Annotated in this window: 23 protein-coding genes; 13 read left to right on the forward strand and 10 right to left on the reverse strand. The window is 45.7% G+C overall.

Going from position 1 to position 21,973, the window contains the following annotated elements; translation table 11 throughout:
* Positions 1 to 301: 301 nt before the first annotated feature.
* The 7 genes from FIT99_RS07040 to FIT99_RS07070 are packed head-to-tail and all read right to left on the reverse strand — an operon-like array spanning position 302 to position 6,823.
* Positions 302 to 1,396, reverse strand: a complete 1,095-nt coding sequence (locus tag FIT99_RS07040; RefSeq protein ID WP_140003632.1) for a DegT/DnrJ/EryC1/StrS family aminotransferase — start codon at positions 1,394 to 1,396, stop codon at positions 302 to 304.
* Positions 1,396 to 1,812, reverse strand: a complete 417-nt coding sequence (locus tag FIT99_RS07045; RefSeq protein ID WP_140003633.1) for a sugar 3,4-ketoisomerase — start codon at positions 1,810 to 1,812, stop codon at positions 1,396 to 1,398. The genes FIT99_RS07040 and FIT99_RS07045 overlap by 1 nt, the downstream gene beginning before the upstream one ends.
* Before the next feature lie 9 nt (positions 1,813 to 1,821).
* Positions 1,822 to 2,910 (reverse strand): FkbM family methyltransferase, encoded by a 1,089-nt coding sequence (locus tag FIT99_RS07050; protein ID WP_140003634.1) that lies wholly within the window; start codon positions 2,908 to 2,910, stop codon positions 1,822 to 1,824.
* Positions 2,907 to 4,022, reverse strand: coding sequence for a Gfo/Idh/MocA family protein (locus tag FIT99_RS07055; protein WP_223261139.1), 1,116 nt, complete (start codon positions 4,020 to 4,022; stop codon positions 2,907 to 2,909). Before FIT99_RS07055 ends, FIT99_RS07050 begins: the two co-directional genes overlap by 4 nt.
* Before the next feature lie 49 nt (positions 4,023 to 4,071).
* The gene (locus tag FIT99_RS07060; protein WP_140003636.1) at positions 4,072 to 5,256 is read right to left on the reverse strand and encodes an ATP-grasp domain-containing protein; all 1,185 of its coding nucleotides are present in this window, start codon (positions 5,254 to 5,256) and stop codon (positions 4,072 to 4,074) included.
* 11 nt (positions 5,257 to 5,267) lie between these two features.
* Entirely contained in the window at positions 5,268 to 6,017 is a 750-nt protein-coding gene (locus FIT99_RS07065) for an ABC transporter ATP-binding protein (protein WP_140003637.1), read from the reverse strand.
* Entirely contained in the window at positions 6,014 to 6,823 is an 810-nt protein-coding gene (locus FIT99_RS07070) for an ABC transporter permease (RefSeq protein ID WP_223261140.1), read from the reverse strand. The genes FIT99_RS07065 and FIT99_RS07070 overlap by 4 nt, the downstream gene beginning before the upstream one ends.
* Positions 6,824 to 7,125: 302 nt before the next feature.
* Between FIT99_RS07070 and FIT99_RS07075 the strand changes: the two genes are divergently transcribed.
* From FIT99_RS07075 to FIT99_RS07090, 4 genes are all read left to right on the forward strand, one after another.
* Positions 7,126 to 8,004: an NAD-dependent epimerase/dehydratase family protein gene (locus tag FIT99_RS07075; RefSeq protein ID WP_140003638.1), complete on the forward strand. Its 879-nt coding sequence runs from the start codon at positions 7,126 to 7,128 to the stop codon at positions 8,002 to 8,004.
* Positions 8,001 to 8,573 carry a sugar transferase gene (locus tag FIT99_RS07080; RefSeq protein WP_140003639.1) on the forward strand — a complete coding sequence of 191 codons (573 nt, stop codon included), beginning with the start codon at positions 8,001 to 8,003 and terminating at the stop codon, positions 8,571 to 8,573. Before FIT99_RS07075 ends, FIT99_RS07080 begins: the two co-directional genes overlap by 4 nt.
* Positions 8,574 to 8,590: 17 nt before the next feature.
* Complete coding sequence (locus FIT99_RS07085; RefSeq protein WP_140003640.1) at positions 8,591 to 10,510, forward strand: polysaccharide biosynthesis protein; 1,920 nt, start codon at positions 8,591 to 8,593, stop codon at positions 10,508 to 10,510.
* A 95-nt stretch (positions 10,511 to 10,605) separates the two neighbouring features.
* Positions 10,606 to 12,513: an ATP-binding cassette domain-containing protein gene (locus tag FIT99_RS07090; RefSeq protein WP_140003641.1), complete on the forward strand. Its 1,908-nt coding sequence runs from the start codon at positions 10,606 to 10,608 to the stop codon at positions 12,511 to 12,513.
* Positions 12,514 to 12,597: 84 nt separating this feature from the next.
* Here the strand turns inward: FIT99_RS07090 and FIT99_RS07095 are convergent, their stop codons facing one another.
* From FIT99_RS07095 to flgA, 3 genes are all read right to left on the reverse strand, one after another.
* Complete coding sequence (locus FIT99_RS07095) at positions 12,598 to 13,077, reverse strand: flagella synthesis protein FlgN (RefSeq protein ID WP_140003642.1); 480 nt, start codon at positions 13,075 to 13,077, stop codon at positions 12,598 to 12,600.
* 5 nt (positions 13,078 to 13,082) lie between these two features.
* On the reverse strand, positions 13,083 to 13,403 hold the full coding sequence (gene flgM, locus FIT99_RS07100) for a flagellar biosynthesis anti-sigma factor FlgM (RefSeq protein WP_140003643.1): 321 nt from the start codon (positions 13,401 to 13,403) through the stop codon (positions 13,083 to 13,085).
* Positions 13,404 to 13,572: 169 nt separating this feature from the next.
* A complete protein-coding gene (gene flgA, locus FIT99_RS07105; RefSeq protein ID WP_140003644.1) occupies positions 13,573 to 14,331 on the reverse strand; it encodes a flagellar basal body P-ring formation chaperone FlgA in 759 nt (252 codons plus the stop codon).
* A 233-nt stretch (positions 14,332 to 14,564) separates the two neighbouring features.
* Here flgA and flgB point away from each other — a divergent pair, with 233 nt between their 5' ends.
* From flgB to flgJ, 9 genes are read left to right on the forward strand one after another with little or no spacing between them, the layout of a single operon-like run.
* Positions 14,565 to 14,999 carry a flagellar basal body rod protein FlgB gene (gene flgB, locus FIT99_RS07110; RefSeq protein WP_140003645.1) on the forward strand — a complete coding sequence of 145 codons (435 nt, stop codon included), beginning with the start codon at positions 14,565 to 14,567 and terminating at the stop codon, positions 14,997 to 14,999.
* Between the two features lie 16 nt (positions 15,000 to 15,015).
* A complete protein-coding gene (gene flgC / locus FIT99_RS07115; protein ID WP_049638753.1) occupies positions 15,016 to 15,420 on the forward strand; it encodes a flagellar basal body rod protein FlgC in 405 nt (134 codons plus the stop codon).
* A 21-nt stretch (positions 15,421 to 15,441) separates the two neighbouring features.
* The gene (locus FIT99_RS07120; RefSeq protein WP_140003646.1) at positions 15,442 to 16,110 is read left to right on the forward strand and encodes a flagellar hook assembly protein FlgD; all 669 of its coding nucleotides are present in this window, start codon (positions 15,442 to 15,444) and stop codon (positions 16,108 to 16,110) included.
* Positions 16,111 to 16,149: 39 nt separating this feature from the next.
* The gene (gene flgE / locus FIT99_RS07125; protein WP_140003647.1) at positions 16,150 to 17,361 is read left to right on the forward strand and encodes a flagellar hook protein FlgE; all 1,212 of its coding nucleotides are present in this window, start codon (positions 16,150 to 16,152) and stop codon (positions 17,359 to 17,361) included.
* Positions 17,362 to 17,399: 38 nt separating this feature from the next.
* Positions 17,400 to 18,143: a flagellar basal-body rod protein FlgF gene (flgF, locus tag FIT99_RS07130; RefSeq protein WP_140003648.1), complete on the forward strand. Its 744-nt coding sequence runs from the start codon at positions 17,400 to 17,402 to the stop codon at positions 18,141 to 18,143.
* 53 nt (positions 18,144 to 18,196) lie between these two features.
* On the forward strand, positions 18,197 to 18,979 hold the full coding sequence (gene flgG, locus FIT99_RS07135) for a flagellar basal-body rod protein FlgG (protein WP_140003649.1): 783 nt from the start codon (positions 18,197 to 18,199) through the stop codon (positions 18,977 to 18,979).
* Between the two features lie 40 nt (positions 18,980 to 19,019).
* Positions 19,020 to 19,670: a flagellar basal body L-ring protein FlgH gene (locus tag FIT99_RS07140; protein WP_140003650.1), complete on the forward strand. Its 651-nt coding sequence runs from the start codon at positions 19,020 to 19,022 to the stop codon at positions 19,668 to 19,670.
* An 11-nt stretch (positions 19,671 to 19,681) separates the two neighbouring features.
* Positions 19,682 to 20,806, forward strand: coding sequence for a flagellar basal body P-ring protein FlgI (locus FIT99_RS07145; protein WP_140003651.1), 1,125 nt, complete (start codon positions 19,682 to 19,684; stop codon positions 20,804 to 20,806).
* A 12-nt stretch (positions 20,807 to 20,818) separates the two neighbouring features.
* Positions 20,819 to 21,898 (forward strand): flagellar assembly peptidoglycan hydrolase FlgJ, encoded by a 1,080-nt coding sequence (flgJ, locus tag FIT99_RS07150; RefSeq protein WP_140003652.1) that lies wholly within the window; start codon positions 20,819 to 20,821, stop codon positions 21,896 to 21,898.
* The last annotated feature ends 75 nt before the right edge of the window (positions 21,899 to 21,973 follow it).

A 21,973-nucleotide genomic window follows, 5' to 3' on the forward strand; every position in this document is an offset into this window, starting at 1 on the left:
GAGTAAAACTTAAGGATCAAACTCTTAATCATTCAGAAGCACCACAAAAATCGCTCTTTGATACCAAATATATGCGAAAAGTAGTAGAAATAAATGCTCTGTTCTGCAAAATAAATTGTAGGGGTAGGATCTCAAAACCCAGAACATAGAGACCAGAAAACAACAATTCTTTTGGATGCATATACTCATAAATAATCATTTCAGACCAAGAAGTGCATCTAACTAGTAGTAACTTTCATCTTACTCTATTGGCAATTTCTATCAGAATCAGTGAAAAATATATCAAATCAAATCTGTTGTTTTACGCTCTAAAATCTTTTAACAAACTAACAACATAGTTTAGGTCTGTATCACAAATCACGGAAGATATAGGTAAACTTAAAACCTGCTCGGCAAATTGCTCTGCAATAGGCAAAGGTTTGAACTTCATAGTTGCATAACACTCTTGTTGATGCGGTGGTATTGGATAATGAACGAGAGTTTCAACACCATGACTTCGTAAGTATTGTTGTAAGTTGTCTCTATTTTTAGTTCTAATCACATAAAGATGCCACACTGGATCTGCCCAATCCGGGACATCAGGCAATATCAAATCAGAATTTGAGAGACAATAAGAGTAGTGATTAGCAATGTTTTTCCGTACCTGATTATCATCGTCTAGTCTTCTTAATTTAACTCTAAGAAAAGCTGCTTGAAGCTCGTCCAATCGGCTATTGTAGCCGAGTACATCGTGTTGATACTTTACTTTTGAGCCGTAATTTCTCAATTTGCGTACTTTGGCTGCAATTTCAGAGTCATTAGTTAACACCGCACCACCATCACCTAAAGCACCTAAATTCTTACCGGGATAAAAGCTAGTGGCGCCAGCATGTCCTAAACCACCAATGCGCCTACCTTTGTATTTAGCCCCTTGAGCTTGTGCAGCATCTTCAATGACAACTAGACCATATTTATCGGCCAATGCGAGAATTGGATCCATGTCCGCAGGTTGACCATATAAATGTACTGGAATAATTGCAACAGTTTTTGGCGTAAGAGCAGCTTCAATGGCATGAATCGAAATGTTATGCGTTTTTGGGTCTGGTTCAGCGGGTACAGGGATTGCACCACACTCTGTTACAGCCAACCAAGTGGCAATAAAAGTGTTAGAAGGTACGATTACTTCATCACCAGGTCCAATTCCATAGGCTTTCAATAGTAAATGAATAGCCTCAAGACCATTACCAACACCTACGCAATGACTTACTTCACTATAATCGGCGAACTCTGATTCGAAAAGCTCAAGCTCTTTACCTTGGATGAACCAACCAGATTGATGCACACGCTTAAACGCCTCTTCCAATTCAATACCGAAAGATTCATTCACTCTCTTTAAATCAAGAAATGGGACTTGCATTACTTATGGCCCTTTCTGGCCTCATTCAAAAAATTATCGTAGTCACGGAAATAATCCCCCTCATCATAAAAATCAGAGGCGAGCACCATGCAAACAGCACCGGAAGAAAAATTATCTAAATCACGCCAAATCATAGGTGGTATGTAAAGCCCGTAATAAGAGCGATTAAGGTGAAATTTTTTCTTTTCGAATCCATCATCCAGCGTCACATCAAAACTACCAGACATTGAAATCATCAACTGACTTAAACCTCGGTGTCCATGTGCTGCTCGCGATGCTCCACCAGGCACATCATATAAATAATAGACACGTTTTATATCGAAAGGTATGTGCCTGTCGCTCTCAATGAAAGTCAGGTTGCCCCTATGGTCCATAATTTTAGGAAGCTCAATTATCTTAGAGTCGTTAAGTGACATAATTAATTTTTATTGCTTTGGTAAGAAAAACATTACAGTTTCATAAATACTCTCAGTGTAATGTCTCAGTTTAATGTCGTAATCTGAACGTATTGAAAGGATTTGATGTGGTATTCTCCAAAAATCCCCGGCAGAATGATAGACAGAAATAGCTAATCTGGGGTGGTTATCGAGTATGGTTTGAGTTGCACCCTCAATTGCAGCAGACTCACCACCCTCTATATCCATCTTAATAAAGGTTGGCTTGCATTTCAGTACATCATCCAATCGGTCAACAGCTATTTTGACAGTGCCTGAATCAGAGATTTTCGATGCAGACCCTGATACATCAAATTGCAAAATACCTTTGCGATTTGATAACCCGATTGGCATGCAACTCACATTCGGAAATGCGGCTAAACTTTCAGAACATTTTTTGAAATTTGTGCTGTCAGGTTCGAAAGCGAAAACTTGTTCGTAATTTGGACAACGCTTTATGAACTCTTTACTGGTGAATCCATCGTAAGCGCCTACATCAATGAAGGTTTCACCTTTTTGTTTTAAATCTAAAAAGTCCTCAAAATATTGAATATCTTCCTTTTGTGTAAATCCATTTAAATGAACTATGTCATGTGAGAATCTGAAATTAATTAACTTTAGAAATTGTTCTTTTGACTTTTCGTCATTTAGCAAATCGTAGATCCAAGCATATTTTTGTTTATTATCTAAATACTCGTGCTCAAAGCCCTCGTTAAATCTAACCTCAGGTAGTGCAAGCCTTGTAATTTGATAAAAAGCGAAGTAATCAAGGTTTGATAATCCAACAGAATCCAATTTATATTTCGCAGATAGTGGTCGACCACCTGAAGCATTGAGAACCATACTTTTAGGAGGTATATCTTGAACCTTGATAATAGGCAGTCCTTTGTAGTTGGTCTCGGTGGTGAAGTCATCCACTATTCCGTCGACTTTTATAAGGTTGCAAAGGGCTTCGGTATAAATATTGCGACCCATAATGTATTTTAGGTGCGTGTTTTCACCCAAAAATAACTCACAAAATCGCAAAGATTCATTTGGCCACTGAACAACTCTTTTATCAGAAGGTAAACCCAAAATCATTTAATAACTTCCCATTTTTTATTGACTGCAGACCGTGATATTGCTTCCAACATTTTAAGGCCCTCAACTGACTCCTTAACTCCAAAAACAAACTCATGATTTTGCCTTTTTGAATCTTGAAGATATGATCTCAAGCTTTCTGCGATATCAAAATAGTAATTTGCGAAGGCCTCTATAAAACCAGCCGGATGTCCTGCCTTAAAGCGTTGATATCGTGCTTGATTAGCAACTTTGCTAAAGTTACTTGTACGATCCAAAATATATTTTCCGCCAGAGTTATCCGCAAAGGATAGGTATTCAGGATTTTCCTGAACCCATTCAGCCGACCCAAGGTCACCAAACACCCTAAATCTCTGACCATTTCTGTACCCAAACGCTGTTTTGCTATACCAAATACTGCAGTCTATGTTGTTTGAATATTTGACGAGACAATTTACGTTATCTGCGACTTCCGGAAAATTACCTCGAGAGGCACTGATGGCAACAAGTTCTTCAGGTTTTTGACCAGTTAAAAATCTAACCATCATGTGTAAGTGAACTCCTAAATCTAATGAGATAGTCGGAATAGAGCCATCATGTAACCTCCATGATTGGGGTGTCATTGGGTTCCCATCGGTGGTTAGTCGTGCAAAACCCTCTTGAGGCATTTCAATATGAATTTGTTGTATCGCACCTAACATTCCAGAATCGACCATGTTTTTTAATTCACGCACCATGGGGTATCCTGTGTAGTTGTAGGTAACTGCCAAAAACCCTTTCCGATTTTCAAGAAGTCTCTGAATATGTTCAGCTTCAGTGGAAGTGCAAACCAGAGCTTTTTCACAAATTACTGGGATTCCAGCTTCGAGACATATTTTTAAATGCTCCAAATGCTGATCTTGAGGAGTCAAAATAATTACACAGTCAAGATTGCTCGACTCATACGCTATTAAATCGTGTACGTTCTTATGAGCACGCTCTGGATTTACTCCATACTTGATTGCTGAATCACGATTTTTTTTATCATTTCGACTAAAGCATCCTGCTACAAGCTCAAAACATTGATCCATTTCGATGGCAATTCTGTGGGATCTGCCGACGGCGGAATCAAATGCCCCCCCTAAAAATGCCACCCTTAATTTTTTTTCCTGAACAGTCAATTTGTTTAGAACCTCTAATTTGCTAATTGATGTTTATATTATATGAATTAATATTAACGTACCCCGCCATTAAGGGAGTGACCTCTTCCATTTGTTGCTGACTCTCAAACTCGACAAACAGAATCCCAGCTTTATCGAAAGGGGCTTCTTTTAAATGCTCTCCACTATTTTTAAGAGATACAAACTGAGAAGATACAGAAGGAATGTTACTTGCAATCGACATTAAGGTTTGTGATTTAGTACCGGAGACTGTATGGCGTCCGTATAAAACCTCATTAGGTTTGAATGGACTCTCGGGTATCGGCAAATCCAAAAAAGACCTAACAAATAAATCTGCGTAATCTACACCTGTAGAATATGTGACTAACACTCCGTATAAGTCACCTGGACATCGCCTCATAGTCTCGATAATCCAAAACTCATTTTCACGCACCATGAATTGTGTATGAATTAAACCATTCACCAATCCCAAACTCTTGGAAATTTGATTAATAGCTTCACGCACACTGTCTTTGATATTGGTGGTAAGTAAAGATGGGTGATTGGAGCAATTGACTTGATAAGGATACACGGTACAGAATTCATCTACAAAAAAGTCTTGCTGCACGGTACCTTTTTGCAAGAACGCGGAATGACTATGCAATGAAGCATCAAGAAACTCCTCAACAACAACTTTACCAACTCGAGAGTAGCGTTGCGCATCAGAGATGGCTAGCGCGAGGTCTGTCTCTGAAAAAATTTTAGACATGCCTCTACCACTAAAACTGTCCACAGGTTTCATGAGCAAAGGAAAATCTAAACTAAGGTCTGAAATTTGCATTCCCACGTTAATTTCCGTAAATCGAGGGGCTGGAATACCGAGACGCTGAGTTAACTGTCTAAATAAATTTTTCGTATGCAATTCAGTGGCTGTAGGCAATGAATCGAAACCTGGGAAAGAAAATTTTTCAGCTACTTTTGCACATGACATGTATGAATAGTCATTGCAGGTGGGTACTAAAAAATCAAAATCTCCAGACTCAACTACGGATAAAAGATGTTCGGGGTCAGAGTAGTCAATAAAATAAGATGCATCGGCATATTGATGACATGCATCAGAGGGATTGTTTCCACACACAGAAACATGCAAACCATGATCCTTGAGCGCATAAAAAATAGGCGTTGCACTGAAGCTGCTTCCAACCAGTAAAGCTTTTTTTGTTGTCATTATACTTGCCCCTAGTGGCCGAAATAGTTTGCGGCAACCTCTGCAGGATCCCCATCCATTCGGATCTTTCCGTGTTCCAACCAAATTAAACGCGTACAGTTACTTAGCAATAAGTCCTTTGAATGACTAGCGAGGATTAAAATTTCTGCCGAACTTACGACCTCAGTCATTCTTTGATCGGCACGCTCCCTAAACTCTTCATCGCCTGTTGACAACCACTCATCCATTATTAGGATTTGTGGTTTAACAGCAGTCGAAACTGCAAACGCCAAACGAAGTTGCATCCCTGTGGAATATGTACGAAAAGGTAAATCAATAAACTGACCAAGTCCAGTGAACTCTACAATTTCGTGACTAATTTTCTTTATCTGTGCAGGAGTCATTCCCATCATCACTGCTCTCAAGAGGATGTTCTCTCTACCAGTTGCCTCAGGATCTATACCCAAACCGATATTAATCAAAGAGACACAATCACCATTGATGTTTGCACTTCCCTGAGTTGGCTGATAGATGCCGGACAAAATTCTTAAGAGTGTAGTTTTACCAGCACCGTTGTGACCAACTAAACCGATTCTTTCTCCTTGATCGATTTTGATGTTGATGTCCTGTAGGCCTTTTACGATGATTGCACCATCGTACGCCCTATCAATTTTGCCTCCAGTCACTGCACTCAAAACTCTATTTTTTAAGGACAGAGTTGAAGCGTTGTAAACGGGAAAAACAACCTCTACATTTTTTAGTTCGATTGAAGCTTTATTCATAACCAATAAGGGATACGCTTGCGAAAACGATTAAAGAAAATAAGGACTATTAACCAACCAATAACAGCCATAAGAATAGTCACCAGCCAATTAGTTGAGGTGGGATGGATACCTAATAATGGATCTCGAACAATGGCAAGAAGGTGATAAAAAGGATTGAAATTCAGAAAAACAAGGGCAACTCGCTCTTGCAACATTTCTACACTCCAAATAATTGGAGTGGCATAAAACAAAACTTGCATAGCATTCTGAATAATTTGTGTTAAATCCCGAAAGCGTGTACAAACTATTGAGGTGGCCAACATCATCCACCCTGCATTAATTACTAATAACAGCAGTCCCAAAAGCGATAAAAAGGCAGTAGCTTGAATGGTTTTATGAAATATGATGAACAATACAGGCAAGATTATGATGTTGTGCCCAGTGATAATTAAATTTCTCCATATCACACGAAGAATATGTGTAAATAGCGGCATCCTAACTTGAAGGATAGTATCCTGCGCTGAAATAAAACTCACACAACCTTCATTGATAAGTCCTGTGATTAAGCCCCAAACAATAATCCCTATAGTCAAGCTTGGCAAAAACTGTTCGATAGGTGCTCTGAACAAAGTCCCAAAAACGGCACCTAAAACTGAAATCATAACAACCATATTGATAGTCAGCCAAAAAGCACCTACACGCGATCGCCTATAGCGAGTTGCTACATCTTGCCAACCAAGAGTTGTGAATAAATGATAATTCTTAAAAGCCCTGAAAACATCAGTGAGAGCTTCGTTTTTTGTTTGATTAATGGGATTAAACACTGGAATATTCTAAATGTAATTAGTTCTGTCAGAACTATAGTTTGAATTATTAAACCTTAGGGAGCGGTGTTTACAAAAATTCAGATTAAATATTTTATATTCAAATTTTCGAAAACTATTTGTGTCCATTATCACATATTAATAAGCCTCTTTAAAACACAAGCATTAAAGATTATCTCTAAAAAGAGATTTCAAACTCCCAAATCACATCCCGAAATTCATAAATAAAAAGTTTTAAAAATGCCCTTGTAGGCATTTATGAACAATTTGGCTAAAATTCAAATTTAATTCAATTATTTAATATGCATCTATTAATTACTGGAGCTAGTGGTTTTGTTGGAAAAGCATTGAACAATATGCTTACAAAGCATGGCCACATAACCCAAGCTGTAAATAGAAACTTTGCTTTTGAAGAATTCAGAACAAATGAATATGAATGCATGATTCACCTCGCTGGAAGAGCGCACGTGATGCGCGAAAACACAAATCAGTCTTTATTTCATTACAGAGCAGTAAACGTTGATTACACCCTTAAAATTGCTGAATTAGCAAAAGCTCTACAAGTAAAACGATTTATTTTCGTCAGCTCGGTAAAGGTTTGTGGGGAGACCTCAGAATATCCGCTCGATGAACTCGACACACCAAATCCAAGTGACGCTTATGGTTTAAGCAAACTTGAAGCTGAAATTCAGTTAAAAAATTTTTGTGATAAAAACAAAATTGAGTTGGTGATCATTCGTCCGCCGCTAATTTATGGTCCAAATGTCAAAGCAAACTTCAACACTCTTTTGAAAGTTTGTAAATTACCCATCCCTTTGCCATTCGCAAGCATCAATAACAAAAGAAGTTTTATTAATTTGGGAAACTTGAATAGTTTTATTGAGCTTTGTTGCCACCACCCAAAGGCTCCAAACAATATATTTTTTGTGTCTGATGATTATGATGTATCAATTTCTGAATTAATAAGCTCAATTAGATTAGCATCGGGCCGCAGACCATATCTTGTCTCATTTCCCATTGGGCTAATTAATTTTGGTTTTGGCTTGCTGGGCAAAAAGGAGTTAAGTCGTCGGTTACTTGGCAATCTTCAAATAGATATCACCAAAGCGAAAAGTTTACTGGGATGGAAACCAGTTATTAGTTTTAAAGAAGGCATTGAACAGATGGTGGATAAGTCATGATTAAAAGAACAATCGACATTACAGTGGTATTTTTTGCTGTCATTTTGGCTACCCCTTTAATCACATTGACATTCCTTATGGTAAAACTAACGTCACCAGGGCCAGCCATTTATTGGAGCCAAAGAGTGGGTCAGAAAAATAAGATTTTTAATATGCCAAAATTCCGCTCAATGCGCTTAGGCACCCCGCAGATCGCAACGCACTTGATGAATCAGCAAAGCAAGCCCGATCAGTTTCTTACGCCTGTAGGTGGCTTTATTCGTAAAAGTAGTTTGGATGAGTTGCCGCAACTTTGGAGTGTATTAACTGGTGATATGTCTTTGGTTGGCCCGCGCCCTGCGTTATTTAACCAAGAAGATCTGATAGCTTTGCGCACGGAAAAAGGCGTACATGTATTAAAACCTGGCATTACCGGCTGGGCACAAATCAATGGTCGTGACGAGATTCCAATTCCGCAAAAAGTCGCTTTAGATGCTTATTACCTGCATCACCAGTCTTTATTGTTGGATATTAAGATTATTGTATTGACGGTAATCAAGGTGTTAAGACGTGATAACATCACACATTGATTATCTGGTCTATTCCTATGCTTAGGCTTCCAACGCGATTTTTATCGTTACTCGCTTTTTTTCACGACACATCCGTTGTGTTGGCCGCCTGGTGGTTTGCTTTTGCGTTGCGTTTTAACTTTCATATCCCAGTTGAATTCGCTCGCTATATACTTGAGAGTATGCCAGTGATTTTCATCTGTCATGGCATCGCGTTTTACAGCTTTGGCTTATATAAAGGGGTATGGCGCTTTGCGAGTTTGCCTGACTTGAAGCGCATTATGCGGGCCGTGGGTTTTGCGGCACTGTTGAGCGCTTCTTATGCCTTGTTGGTGCACCCTTCTATTATTATCCCGCGTTCTGTGCTCATTCTAAATCCGATGATTTTGTTGTTGACCATGGGCGGTAGTCGTTTTATTTACCGTGCTTGGAAAGAGCGGCGCTTGTTTAACGGCATTGCTTTACAGGGCAAGCCGGTCATTGTGATTGGGGTTGAGGACGCTTCGTTTAATTTAATTAAAGAACTAAGCAAAAACCCTGAGTGGCGTGTGGTGGCGATGATAGACCCTAGCAAAAAGCTAGTGGGCCGCGAAATCATGCATACCAAAGTTGAGGGCGGGTTAGAAGATATGGCTGAGATTGCAGCGCGGCATTATTGCCAGCATTGCATGATTGCGATGCCGGGGAGTCGCCACGAAAAACGTCGCTTGGCCGTTGAGGCAGCACGTAAAATCGAAGGTATGGAGGTGTTAACCTTGCCAGCGATGTCAGACCTGATTAGCGGCCGGGTGAGTCTGTCGCAGATCCGCAAAATTGATGTTGAAGACTTGCTGGGGCGAGATGTAGTGCAACTGGATTCGCATGGCTTGAGCAGCATGTTGGCCAATAAGGTGGTACTGGTATCTGGCGCCGCTGGCTCGATTGGCTCTGAGCTATGCCGGCAGATTTTAAGCTTTCATCCGGCGCAATTGATATGCCTCGACCTTTCAGAATACGCGCTGTATACCCTGCAACAAGAGTTTGACCAACGCGAGACTAACACGGAGCTGGTTTACTTGGTGGCGGATGTCAAAAATCAAACACGGGTGCAACGCATCTTGCAAAGCCATCAGCCAGACGTGGTGTTACATGCGGGTGCTTATAAGCATGTACCAATGATGGAACATTTTAATGTGGTGGAAGCGTTACAAAATAATGCGCTGGGCACCTATCAAATCGCGGCGGCTTGCCAAGCGGCAGGCATTCCCACCTTTGTGCTGGTGTCGACCGACAAAGCCGTGAATCCGACCAATGTGATGGGGGCCAGCAAACGGCTGGCAGAACTGATTTGTCAGGGCTTGCAGCATGCGGACCACAGCAGTACGCGCTTTATTACCGTGCGCTTTGGCAATGTGCTGGGGAGCAGTGGCAGTGTGATTCCTAAATTTAGAGAGCAAATTGCTCATGGTGGTCCGATTACCATCACGCACCCTGATATTACGCGTTACTTTATGTCGATTCCTGAAGCCACGCAGCTGGTATTGCAGGCCGCGACCATGGGCAACGGCGGTGAAGTGTTTGTGCTGGATATGGGTACACCTGTCAAAATCATTGATCTGGCACGCGACATGATTAAACTGTCCGGCTTGAACACGCAAGATATCCGCATTGAATTTACAGGCTTGCGTCCGGGCGAAAAACTCTACGAAGAGCTACTTGCGGATGATGAAAGCACGTTACCGACTAGCCATGAGAAATTACGCATCGCACAAGCGCGCTCAGCCGATGCCCGCTGGTTGGCTGATTTACTCGAATGGTTAAGCACGGTGCCACACCTGCAAGAGCAACAAATCAAACAAGATCTGCAGCATTGGGTTGAAGAATATCATCCCGACACCCGCCCGGCGCCGGATGTTTCCTTGCGCGGTGGCGGGTTATCACTGGATGCCCTACCCTCACCTTCACCGCATATCCACTGATCTATTTTTATATTTATTCATTCGGCATCTGCGATGGTTTGATGTCGTTTACAATATAGCCCCTATTCAACCCAGCCCAGCGCGATTCCCACTCTATGCCTCATATTACGCTTGATAATGCCAGCCTTGCATTTGGTCATCATGCCTTGCTTGCCCAAGCCTCATTTCAATTAGATCCGGGGGAGCGTGTGGGTTTGATTGGCCGCAATGGTGCAGGTAAATCCAGTTTGCTCAAAGCCATTGCCGGGACGATCAAACTGGACGAAGGCACCGTTTGGCGGGCACCAAGCGTGCGCGTGGTTTACGTGCCACAAGAGCCTGAACTCGATGATGCGCACTCTGTGTTTGAAGCGGTCGCTGAAGGCTTAGGTAGCCTGCAACAAACCATTATTGATTACCATCAGGTTACGCATGACATGGGCATGCCGGATGCCGATATTGATGCGCTGATGGAACGCATGCAAGCATTGCAGCATGAAATGGATGCGCAGAATGGTTGGGTCGCTCAAACACGTGTGGAAACCGTGCTGAGCCGCTTGAAGCTAGAGGCAGATGTATTGATCTCTACGCTCTCTGGCGGTTGGCGCAAACGGGTGGCGCTTGGCCGTGCGCTCGTGGCAGAGCCTGAAGTATTATTACTCGATGAGCCGACCAACCACTTGGACCTAGAAGCCATCGAGTGGCTGGAAGATTTGTTATTAGGATTTAATGGCAGCGTGTTGTTTATTACCCACGACCGCCGCTTTTTAGACAAACTTGCCACACGCATTACCGAACTAGACCGTGGCCACCTTACAGACTTTATTGGCAACTTTTCACAATATCAAATTAAAAAAGAAGAGTTACTCGCCGTTGAAGAAACCCATGCGGCTAAATTTGATAAATTTTTGGCCCAGGAAGAAGTCTGGATCCGTCAAGGGATTAAAGCCCGTCGCACCCGTAATGAAGGCCGTGTGCGAAGGTTAGAAGCGCTGCGTTTAGACCGTGCCGCCAGACGGGAGCGTCAGGGCGATGTAAAACTCAACCTGGATGCTGGCGAACGGAGTGGCAAACTGGTTGCAGAACTTGATCAGGTCTACAAATCGTATGGCGACAAAACCTTAATCAAAGGCTTCAGTACGCGTATTTTGCGGGGCGATAAAATCGGTTTACTCGGCCCAAACGGCATTGGTAAATCTACATTACTGAAATTGATTTTAGGTGACATTGAACCAGATAGTGGCGACATTCAGCGCGGCACAAAAGTCAACGTTGCTTATTTTGATCAGATGCGAGAGCAGCTAGATGAAGAAGCCACCTTAGCTGACACCATTAGCCCGGGGTCAGATTTCGTTGAAATTGGCAATGAACGTAAACATGTGATTAGTTACTTGGAAGACTTTCTCTTTCCACCGCAGCGCTCACGCTCACCGGTAAAATCACTCTCTGGGGGTGAACGCAACCGTTTACTGTTAGCACGCTTGTTTGCTCGCCCTGCCAACGTGCTAGTGTTGGATGAGCCGACCAATGACCTAGACATTGATACGCTCGAGTTACTAGAAACGCTGTTGCAAGATTATTCAGGCACCCTTTTCTTGGTCAGCCATGACCGCGCCTTTTTAGAAAACACCGTCACGCAAGTGATTGCCTTTGAAGGACAAGGGAAATTAACTGAATTTGGCGGTGGGTACGATGACTGGTTACGATTCAGCCAGAATCGGCAAAGCAATCCAACGCCGGCGCCAAAAGCGACTACTGCGGCCCCCGCAAGCAATCCACCCGCCCCTGTGGTCAGCCGCAAAAAAACCTTAAGCTTTAAAGAGCAGCGGGAACTGGAGGCCTTGCCCGCAGAAATAGAACAGCTGGAGCAAGAGCAAGCGGAGATTCAGGCTAAATTTGCACAAGGGGATATTTACCAACAAGCCCCGGAGCAAGTCAAACCGCTGCAAGACAGGCTAGAAGCCATTGAAATGCTGGTGTTAGAAAAACTCACGCGCTGGGAAACGCTGGAAAACCTGACTTAACGCGGTTAGAGGCCTACGCACTCGCCAACAAGCAAAAAGCCGAAGCATATCTGCTTCGGCTTTTTGCTTGTATCTGTGGACTGTTTAAACAGAAAAACTGCTGCGTGTTGTATTCGCTCGGTGCGTTTGGCCGTTTTTGCCATAAAACTGTGGCGCTGCACTCTTTCCGTTTAAGGCATCCAATTTTTCTTGGTTGCGCATAAAGTTTTTATTGATCAGGATGCCATTGATTCGATTGAGTTCTTTGGCCTGCGTCAGCTGCTGCTGAAAAGTCACCCAAGCAGAATCCAATAAGGTGCTGGATTGTTGCTGCAACCAAACCGCCATGCCTTGTTCATTTGGCTCAAACCCTGCGGCAGCCAGTGCATCATAACGTTCATTCGCCGCCGCACCCAAGGCTTGTAGCAATTCTACGCGACGATCTACCATGCGTTCGATGGTGTCTAGATCAGCCGCAATTAATGCGGACTGTTCAGACTGCAAATCGCTCAACAGCTCAGACACCAGCGCGGCATCTTTCTCAAACGTTACCTGAGCAGTAGAGCTATGATTTGCAGAAGTCATCTTGGTCACCCTTTATTGTTTGGTTGTATCAAATCTTTAACTGTTTGCAGCAAACCATCCGCCACCTTGGCGGTGTCAACGGAGAAATCACCGCGCGCAATCGCTGCTTTGATTTCTTCGACCTTATTGGTGTCATACACCTCACCCGTGGCCATGCCCGCCTCTATCGACTGCAATTGCACTGAAGCAGAAGATAAAGTCACATTATCCGAAGATGCAGTCGAGGTGCTGGCTGCTTTTTCACCGCCTTTATTGGCGGATCCTTTATCTAGCGTTGGTTTGTCTACACCCACGCCTAATTTTTTAATCGAATCTGAAATGTTCATACCATACCTCATCTGATTTTGAATTGTTTCAGGGTCTATCAAACTCAAAACCCTCATTCGTTAACAGTACTATCGGCATAGTTTAAGCGAACTTTAATGCTTAATATACTTTTTATCGCATGTTTATAAATTTCAGACATGTTTCAATGTTCAAACGTGGTACTACCGGCTAAAAACGCACATCCACCTTACCAGAGGATTGCGCAACGCCTTTGATAATCTGACCGCTGCTCACTTTCACATCCACCACCTGGCCCACATTCGCGGTTTGCATGGCGGTGCCATCGGCCGTGATGACAAAACCGTCACCCCGACTATTTAACTGTACGGTTTGCCCCTGCATGATCACTGGGACCGATTTCAGGAGTTCTGGCCGCAACACGGTGCCCAAGGGCAAATTCAAGGTTGCCTGTTTACCCGCCAGTAACGCCACATCCGTAATGATACCGGCAGGTAACTTACTTAAGTCCCCTGTTTGCATCACCACATCCGTGGTTTGCAGTGCAGCGCCTTGGCTCACGGGGAGTCCCGTGACGGCATATTCGCCCCATACCTGCACATCGGCTTGCACATACAATGTCCAAGGTTTGGTGTCTGACTGCAAACAGCGCACACCAATATGGGTTTTACCCCACAACCGCGCGCCTTGCACGGTAAAGCCTTCCATGACCGCACACTCTGCAATACGAATCCGAGTATCCAAGGGCTGAATTTCGATATTGACCTTGCCCGGGTAGCCTTGCGTCTGGCTTTGCACATATTGCATCACCGTTTGATAGAGCCGGCTGTGCATATCGTTGCCAGCCGCGTTGGCCCCTACCGCATGTTGATTCGCCAACACAGCGCGATCTGCAGCTTGCGTAGGCGCACTCAGCAACCATGGCAAGGCCAGTAGGACCAACATAGCGGGAATTGGGCGTTGTTTCATGCGATTCATTCTACGCAAACAGGCAAGCCTTAATGCCAGAAATAAAGGGGATTTGTCCTGTTTAATCCAAGAATCGTTGCACAAGGCGCGGCGTACACTAGGCATAGCTAGTAAAAGTCATGTGCGTGAGAGCAGAGCCGCATAATCGAATTAACGGTCGCAGATGACAAAACTTTAGCGGTTTGATAAAGCTGTCGAACATGGCTTGTGTAGAGTCAGGAAAGGATTAAACGATGATGAACAAACTGGACGCCGCACTGAACTTTCATCAGACGGCATTGCGCGTGCGCAACGAGCGTCAAGAGCTGTTGGCATCGAATATTGCCAATGCAGATACGCCCCAATATAAAGCACGCGATTTGGATTTTAAATCTGCGATGCAGGCTGCATTGCAACCTAATCCTGCCACTGGCAAGACCAATAGCAATGGCCCCCTACAGCAAACCAACGCAGCACATTTAAACGGATCAGGCAGCAACGGTTATGTGGGTGCAGCCGGCGACCCGCTATTCCGTTCGGTAGTACAGGGTTCCGCCGACGGCAACACGGTAGATATGGATGTCGAGCGTAATGCCTACGTGGACAACGGTATTCGCTATGAGGCCAGCCTGACCATGATAGGCGGTCAGATTAAAAAAATGCTGTCTGCCATTAACGGTCAGCAATAATTAAAGGAGGTCAGTCATGTCTCTGTTTAACGTATTTAAAATTTCTGGTTCTGCCATGAGCGCACAATCCATGCGCTTAAATACCGTGGCAAGTAACCTCGCCAACGCCGACAGTGTGGTGAGTTCGGACGGTAAGCCTTACCAATCCAAACAAGTGGTGTTTAAGGCGGTGCAAGATGCAGCCAACCAAAGTAGCACGGTGGAGGTGGACCGCGTCATCGAGGATACCAAACCGGGCAAAATGGTCTATGACCCCAAACATCCCATGGCCAATGCGGATGGCTATATCACCATGCCAAATGTGAACGTAACCGAAGAAATGGTCAACATGATTTCGGCATCGCGCGCTTATCAAAACAATGTGGAAACCATGAATGCAGCCAAAACCATGTTGCTTAAAACATTGAATATCGGTCAATAACCTGCAGAAAGGACCTTTCGCATGACCTCCGTTAGCACAAACAACCAAGTATCACAGGATTTGCTGAATTCGGTGAATTCCCGCAATAAAACCAGCACCACGGATGAAACGCAAGACCGTTTCATGACCCTGCTGGTGACTCAAATGAAAAACCAAGACCCGCTCAATCCAATGGATAACGCGCAGGTCACCAGCCAAATGGCCCAGTTAAACACGGTCACGGGTATCAACAAATTGAATGAAACCATGAGCAGCCTGATAGGCAGCGTGCAACTCGGTCAATCTTTCCAAGCAACTAATATGATCGGCCGTAACGTGCTAGTGTCAGGCAAAACACTGACCCATACCGAAACCGGCGGTTACTTCGGCGTGAATGTGCCCAACGGCGCAGACAGTTTATCCGTCGCCATCAAAAACGGCGCAGGGGCCACCATCCGGACACTGACTTTCGGCAAACAAGATGTCGGCGTGAATGCGTTGAGCTGGGATGGCAAACTAGAAGACGGAACCACTGCACCGAGTGGTGAATACAACTTTGAAATCACTGCCAAAACCGGCGACAACACCGTCACCAGTTCAGCCCTGAGTCTGGCACAGGTGCAAAGCGTCACCACCAGCACCAGCGGTGCAAAACTCAACCTGAACAATAACACTTCGGTGTCGGTGTCCGACATTGCAGAAATTTTCTAATCCCTATTTAGAGTTTAGTCTTTACCAAGGAGAGATAACATGGCTTTTTCACAAGGCTTAAGCGGTTTAAACGCAGCATCCAAGGCGCTTGAAGTGATTGGCAACAACGTTTCTAACGCCAACACGGTGGGCTTTAAACAGTCTCGTGCTGAATTTGCTGACGTATTTGCCGCCTCACTGAGTGGTGCAGGCGCTACCCAGATCGGTATTGGTACCAAAATTTCGGATGTCGCCCAACAGTTCACCCAAGGCAACATCACCGCCACCAACAACACACTGGATGTGGCGATTAACGGCGCAGGGTTTTTCCGGCTGAGTAATAATGGCGCGATCACCTACACCCGTAATGGCCAGTTCCAAATGGACAAAAATGGCCATATTGTGACCAGTGATGGCAAACGCCTGATGGGTAACAGCGCAGACAACTTAAATGGCTCCAGCCCGGTAGAGATTCAAATTGATACTAGCGACTTGCAGCCAGTGGCTTCGCAAGAAATCACTGGTACTTTAAACCTGAATTCATCCAGCCCGAATATTAACCAGACGGTGACGCCCTTTAGTTCCACTGATCCTACCAGTTATACCAACTCTACGGCCATTACCGTGTATGACAACTTGGGTAACTCGCACAACGTACAAAACTATTATGTGAAAACGGCTGCCAACAACTGGCGTGTCTACACCACGGTGGATGGCACCGATGTGACGCCAAACCCAACGCCGACGATGGTGTTTAATGCGGGCGGCTACGACGCCACAAACTCCAGCGTGACCCCGGTGAGCTTTACACCTACCACGGGTGGCGCCACCATGAACATTAGTTTCGACTATTCAACCAGCACCCAATACGGCTCGTCTTTCAGCGTGAACAAACTGAGCCAAGACGGTTACTCTTCTGGACGTATTGCCAGCTTCACCATTGGTGACGACGGCATTATTCAGGGCCGATACACCAATGGTCAATCCAAAGATTTAGGGCGGGTCATTTTGGCAAACTTCGTCAATCCAAACGGTTTGCAATCACTCGGCGGAAACCAGTGGATGGCCACCTTTGAGTCAGGCGATGAACTGATTGGATCCCCTGGCAGCAGCACGCTGGGTGTATTGCAATCGTCGGCAGTAGAAGACTCAAACGTTGACTTGACCGCAGAGTTAGTGAACATGATCACCGCGCAACGCGTCTATCAAGCCAACGCGCAGACGATTAAAACGCAGGATCAGGTCATGCAGACGTTGGTTAACCTGAGATAGTAACCGTTGACCCAACACTTATTAACGAGGGCTGACCCATGGATCGTCTGATATATACCGCAATGAGTGGCGCCAAGCACATTTTGGAGCAACAGGCGACCACGGCGCATAACCTTGCAAATGCCACCACTACCGGCTTTAAAGCGCAGGTTGATAGCTTTAGGGCCGTGCCGATTTTAGGCGACGGCCTGCCTACCCGCGCGTTTGTGGTCGATGCAACTGTTGGCACCGATTACAAGGCTGGCAGCATTCAGCAAACCGGTCGCGATTTAGATGTCGCCGTGCAAGGCGAAGGCTGGATTGCTGTGCAACGAGCCGATGGATCTGAGGGGTATACCCGTAATGGTTCGCTCAAAATTAATGAAAATGGGCAATTACAAACCGAATCTGGCTTAAATGTAATGGGGGATGGCGGGCCAATCAGCATCCCACCCAATGTGATTGTCAGCATCGGCAGCGACGGCACCATCTCCAGTGTCAATGACTTTACCGCGCCGGGTGCAACCACCATTCTTGGCCGGATTAAATTGACTAATCCCCCCGCAGCCTCACTCAAACGTGCGGAAGACGGGCTATTTGTCACCAGTAATGGTCAGCCAGCGGCACTGGATGCGAATGTCAAAGTCGCGGGCGGTGCGCTGGAAAGCAGCAATGTCAACGTGGTTGAAACCATGGTCAATATGATCAGCCTCGCACGCCAGTTTGAGATGCAAATGAAAATGTTGGAAAACGCGCAAAACAACGCAGGAAAAGCAGACCAGCTCTTCAGTATGAATGGCTAATGGTTGCACTAATATTGCAGTATGAAAACGGCTTAATGCCCAAGGAGTGAACGATGATACGCTCATTATGGATTTCCAAAACCGGTCTAGATGCACAACAAATGCAGATGGACGTGATCTCAAACAACCTGGCTAACGTCAGCACCAGCGGCTTCAAAAAGTCGCGTGCCGTGTTTGAAGACCTGCTCTATCAAAACATTCGTCAGGTAGGTTCGCAAAGCTCACAGCAGAGCCAACTGCCGAGCGGTTTGCAACTGGGTACCGGCGTAAAACCAGTAGCGACAGAGCGTATTTTCACGCAGGGCAACCTGCAACAAACCAGCAATGACAAAGATGTGGCGATTCAAGGCCAAGGCTTTTTCCAGATTCTGTTACCAGATGGCACCACCGCTTATACGCGCGATGGTTCGTTTCAGGTAGATAGCCAAGGCCAACTAGTCACGGCCAGCGGTTTCCCGGTTCAACCAGCCATCACCATCCCTGCCAATGCGCAGAGTTTATCGATTGGTCGCGACGGTGTGGTGTCGATCACCACGCCTAACTCGACGGCGACGACACAGATCGGTCAGATTCAAGTGGCGACGTTTATCAATCCGGCTGGCTTGCAAGCCAAAGGCGAAAACCTGTTTGTCGAGACCACCGCTTCCGGTAACCCGAACACAAACACCCCCGGCACCAACGGCGCGGGTTTGCTCTCGCAAGGCTATGTCGAAACTTCCAACGTGAACGTGGTAGAAGAGCTGGTGAGCATGATTCAAACCCAGCGCGCTTACGAAATTAATAGTAAGGCGATTACAACGTCGGATCAGATGTTGCAAAAACTGTCGCAGATGTAATCCCTGCTTGAGGATCACTCAAATGATGAATAGAACGATCATGAGCTTACTACTGTGTTTGGCGTTTTCTCAGTTATTGAACGGCTGCTCCATCACGCCTTCAACCATTGTGCAAAAACCAGAAACGCCGCGCGTAGCGATGGCGCGCCCGGACGCGCGCACAGAAGGGGCTATTTTCAACAGTGCTGCTTTTCGCCCATTGTTCGAAGATCGTCGCCCACGTTATGTTGGCGATATCCTGACGGTTCGCATTGCAGAAAACACCACAGCGAACAAAACATCTGACAATGAACAAACCAAAGACGGCTCCACTGCTGCTTCTGTGACCGGCCTTTTTGGTCACAATGTGCCAAAAGCAGCGTTTAACGCCAGCTCAGCGTTGTCATTTAAAGACAAGGCAGCGGCCGACGCTAGCAATAACTTTAATGGCTCCGTCACGGCCACCGTGGTCGATGTGTTGCCTAATGGCTACCTGGTCATCAGCGGCGAAAAACAGATCGGCTTTGATAAGGGCACGGAATATGTCAGATTCTCTGGCATCGTCAACCCTGACCTCATTACCATCGGCAACGAGGTTGTCTCTACCAAAGTGGCAGATGCCCGTATCGAATATCGCAGTAACAGCAAAATGGATGCCGCTGAAGTGTTATCCATGTTTTCACGCTTTTTCTTAAGCATGATTCCATTATAGGAGCGTTAATCATGCCCACATTCAAACCCTCTGCCTTGCGCACTGCCAACCTGACCATGCTGTTGTGTGCCCTGCTATTGGCGAGCCCCATCGCACAGGCCGAACGCATCAAAGACATCAGCAACATCCAAGGCGTCCGCTCGAACCAGCTGATTGGTTATGGCTTGGTGGTAGGCTTAGATGGCACGGGGGATATGACGACACAAACCCCGTTCACCGTGCAGAGCATTATCAGCATGATGAATCAATTGGGCATTACGCTCCCTCCGGGAACCAATTTACAGCTGAAAAACGTGGCGGCTGTCATGGTGACCAGCGCCTTACCCGCGTTTGCACAGCCTGGACAAACGCTTGATGTGACCGTCTCCTCCATGGGCAATGCAAAAAGCTTACGCGGTGGCACCTTGTTGATGACGCCTTTAAAAGGCGCGGATGGGCAGGTGTATGCCATGTCGCAAGGCAACTTGGTCGTCGGCGGCGTCGGCGCGGCAGCCAATGGCAGCCAAGCGCAGATTAACCACTTAAGTGTTGGGCGCATTTCTGACGGCGCAACCGTTGAACGAGCATTACCCAATACCTTATTGCATCAAGAGATTGTGAAATTAGAGTTGAAAGAGAGTGATTTTTCAACCGCCAACAACGTGGTAGAAGCCATTAATAAAAAGTTTGGCCCGATGACCGCGCAAGCAGAGAGTGGTCGCGTGATTCAAGTACGTCCACCTGAGAGCATGAGTCGTGTATCGTTTCTGGCCAATCTTGAAACGATCAACGTCGCACTGGCAGCCACGCCGGCCAAAATCATCCTCAATGCGCGTACTGGCTCTGTTGTGATGAATAAAGCCGTCACCCTCGATAGCTGCGCGGTTTCCCATGGCAACCTGTCAGTCGTCATCAATACGTCGCCAGTGATTAGTCAGCCTGGCCCATTCTCTAATGGTCAGACTGTGTCTACCGCCGTCTCTGAAATCAACATCAATAAAGAGCCCGGTAAAGTGCTGAAACTGAATAACGGCGCCAATTTGTCAGATGTTGTGAAGGCACTCAATGCCATTGGCACCACGCCGCAGGATTTGCTGGCAATCTTACAGGCCATGAAAGCTGCAGGCGCATTGAACGCCGAGCTTGAGGTGATTTAGCAGGAGACGGGGATGCAACCACGTATCGATCCTACGACGCAAAGTCTGGCTATTGACGGTAATTCGCTCAATAGCCTAAAACGCGCGAATAACGATTCCCCAGAGTCGATTCGCGCCGTCGCCCGCCAGTTTGAAGCCGTGCTGATGAACATGATGTTAAAAAGCATGCGCGATACCGTGCCACAAGACGGCATCACCGATAGTGAACAAGGCAAGATGTTCATGGGCATGTTAGATCAACAATTGAGCACCAACCTCAGCCAGAAAGGCATGGGGCTGACGGACGTATTGGTCAGACAACTCAGCAAATTTAGTCCAAAACCCACCGATGCCACAGACAACGCCAATGCGCCCAAGTCAGCGGGCAAGTTAGACCAAACCTCTGCCCTACCCCAAACGCATCCAGCCAACACCCACAGCAGCGGCAAAGCCGTGCTGGCGCAAGCAGCGCAAAAAATTCGTGAGGCTTACCAACAATGGGAGGCGACTAACCCTGAAGTAAGCAACACAGCGAGCGACACCGCTTGGGCGCGGGGGATTCCTGAACTGCCGCCACTGGTGGCAGATGCGCAGGAAAACATTCAAAGCTTCACCTTGCCGCAAGCCCCTTTGGCCACAGCCATGCGCGAAGTTGCGGGCAAAACCCAACAATTTATTCAACACATGCTACCCCACGCACAGGCCGCCAGCAGTGCCTCTGGCATTCCGGCCAAGTTCATGATCGGCCAAGCCGCGCTTGAAAGTGGTTGGGGAAAACATGAAATCAAGACCGACAATGGCGTGAATAGTCACAACTTGTTTGGGATCAAGGCGGATGCTCACTGGAAAGGCAAAGTGGTGAGTAGTGCCACCACTGAATACGTGAACGGTGTGAAACAAACGCGGGTTGAAAAATTCCGAGCTTACGATAGCTACAGTGATGCCTTCAAGGACTACGCAAAATTAATTTCTCAGAATCCGCGCTATCAACAAGCGATGAACAGCACCCATGATGCAAGTGCCTATGCCCATGCGCTACAACGCGCCGGCTATGCCACCGATCCACAATATGGCAAGAAACTGACGCAAGTCATTAAAAATTTACAAGGTTGATACGCCAACGGCCCTAAAGAATTTCAAAACCCCGCCGTTAGTGAATTTAACGATCACTTTAAAGTCGTGTCTGAC

The sequence above is a fragment of the Methylophilus medardicus genome, from assembly GCF_006363955.1.
GTDB classification, from domain to species: domain Bacteria; phylum Pseudomonadota; class Gammaproteobacteria; order Burkholderiales; family Methylophilaceae; genus Methylophilus; species Methylophilus medardensis.

Coding starts and splice junctions, on each gene's coding strand:
- FIT99_RS07040 (WP_140003632.1), bottom strand. CDS start 1,396: ATGCAAGTCCCATTTCTTGATTTAAAGAGAGTGAATGAATCTTTCGGT.
- FIT99_RS07045 (WP_140003633.1), bottom strand. CDS start 1,812: ATGTCACTTAACGACTCTAAGATAATTGAGCTTCCTAAAATTATGGAC.
- FIT99_RS07050 (WP_140003634.1), bottom strand. CDS start 2,910: ATGATTTTGGGTTTACCTTCTGATAAAAGAGTTGTTCAGTGGCCAAAT.
- FIT99_RS07060 (WP_140003636.1), bottom strand. CDS start 5,256: ATGACAACAAAAAAAGCTTTACTGGTTGGAAGCAGCTTCAGTGCAACG.
- FIT99_RS07065 (WP_140003637.1), bottom strand. CDS start 6,017: ATGAATAAAGCTTCAATCGAACTAAAAAATGTAGAGGTTGTTTTTCCC.
- FIT99_RS07075 (WP_140003638.1), top strand. CDS start 7,126: ATGCATCTATTAATTACTGGAGCTAGTGGTTTTGTTGGAAAAGCATTG.
- FIT99_RS07080 (WP_140003639.1), top strand. CDS start 8,001: ATGATTAAAAGAACAATCGACATTACAGTGGTATTTTTTGCTGTCATT.
- FIT99_RS07085 (WP_140003640.1), top strand. CDS start 8,591: ATGCTTAGGCTTCCAACGCGATTTTTATCGTTACTCGCTTTTTTTCAC.
- FIT99_RS07090 (WP_140003641.1), top strand. CDS start 10,606: ATGCCTCATATTACGCTTGATAATGCCAGCCTTGCATTTGGTCATCAT.
- FIT99_RS07095 (WP_140003642.1), bottom strand. CDS start 13,077: ATGACTTCTGCAAATCATAGCTCTACTGCTCAGGTAACGTTTGAGAAA.
- flgM (WP_140003643.1), bottom strand. CDS start 13,403: ATGAACATTTCAGATTCGATTAAAAAATTAGGCGTGGGTGTAGACAAA.
- flgA (WP_140003644.1), bottom strand. CDS start 14,331: ATGAAACAACGCCCAATTCCCGCTATGTTGGTCCTACTGGCCTTGCCA.
- flgB (WP_140003645.1), top strand. CDS start 14,565: ATGATGAACAAACTGGACGCCGCACTGAACTTTCATCAGACGGCATTG.
- flgC (WP_049638753.1), top strand. CDS start 15,016: ATGTCTCTGTTTAACGTATTTAAAATTTCTGGTTCTGCCATGAGCGCA.
- FIT99_RS07120 (WP_140003646.1), top strand. CDS start 15,442: ATGACCTCCGTTAGCACAAACAACCAAGTATCACAGGATTTGCTGAAT.
- flgE (WP_140003647.1), top strand. CDS start 16,150: ATGGCTTTTTCACAAGGCTTAAGCGGTTTAAACGCAGCATCCAAGGCG.
- flgF (WP_140003648.1), top strand. CDS start 17,400: ATGGATCGTCTGATATATACCGCAATGAGTGGCGCCAAGCACATTTTG.
- flgG (WP_140003649.1), top strand. CDS start 18,197: ATGATACGCTCATTATGGATTTCCAAAACCGGTCTAGATGCACAACAA.
- FIT99_RS07140 (WP_140003650.1), top strand. CDS start 19,020: ATGAGCTTACTACTGTGTTTGGCGTTTTCTCAGTTATTGAACGGCTGC.
- FIT99_RS07145 (WP_140003651.1), top strand. CDS start 19,682: ATGCCCACATTCAAACCCTCTGCCTTGCGCACTGCCAACCTGACCATG.
- flgJ (WP_140003652.1), top strand. CDS start 20,819: ATGCAACCACGTATCGATCCTACGACGCAAAGTCTGGCTATTGACGGT.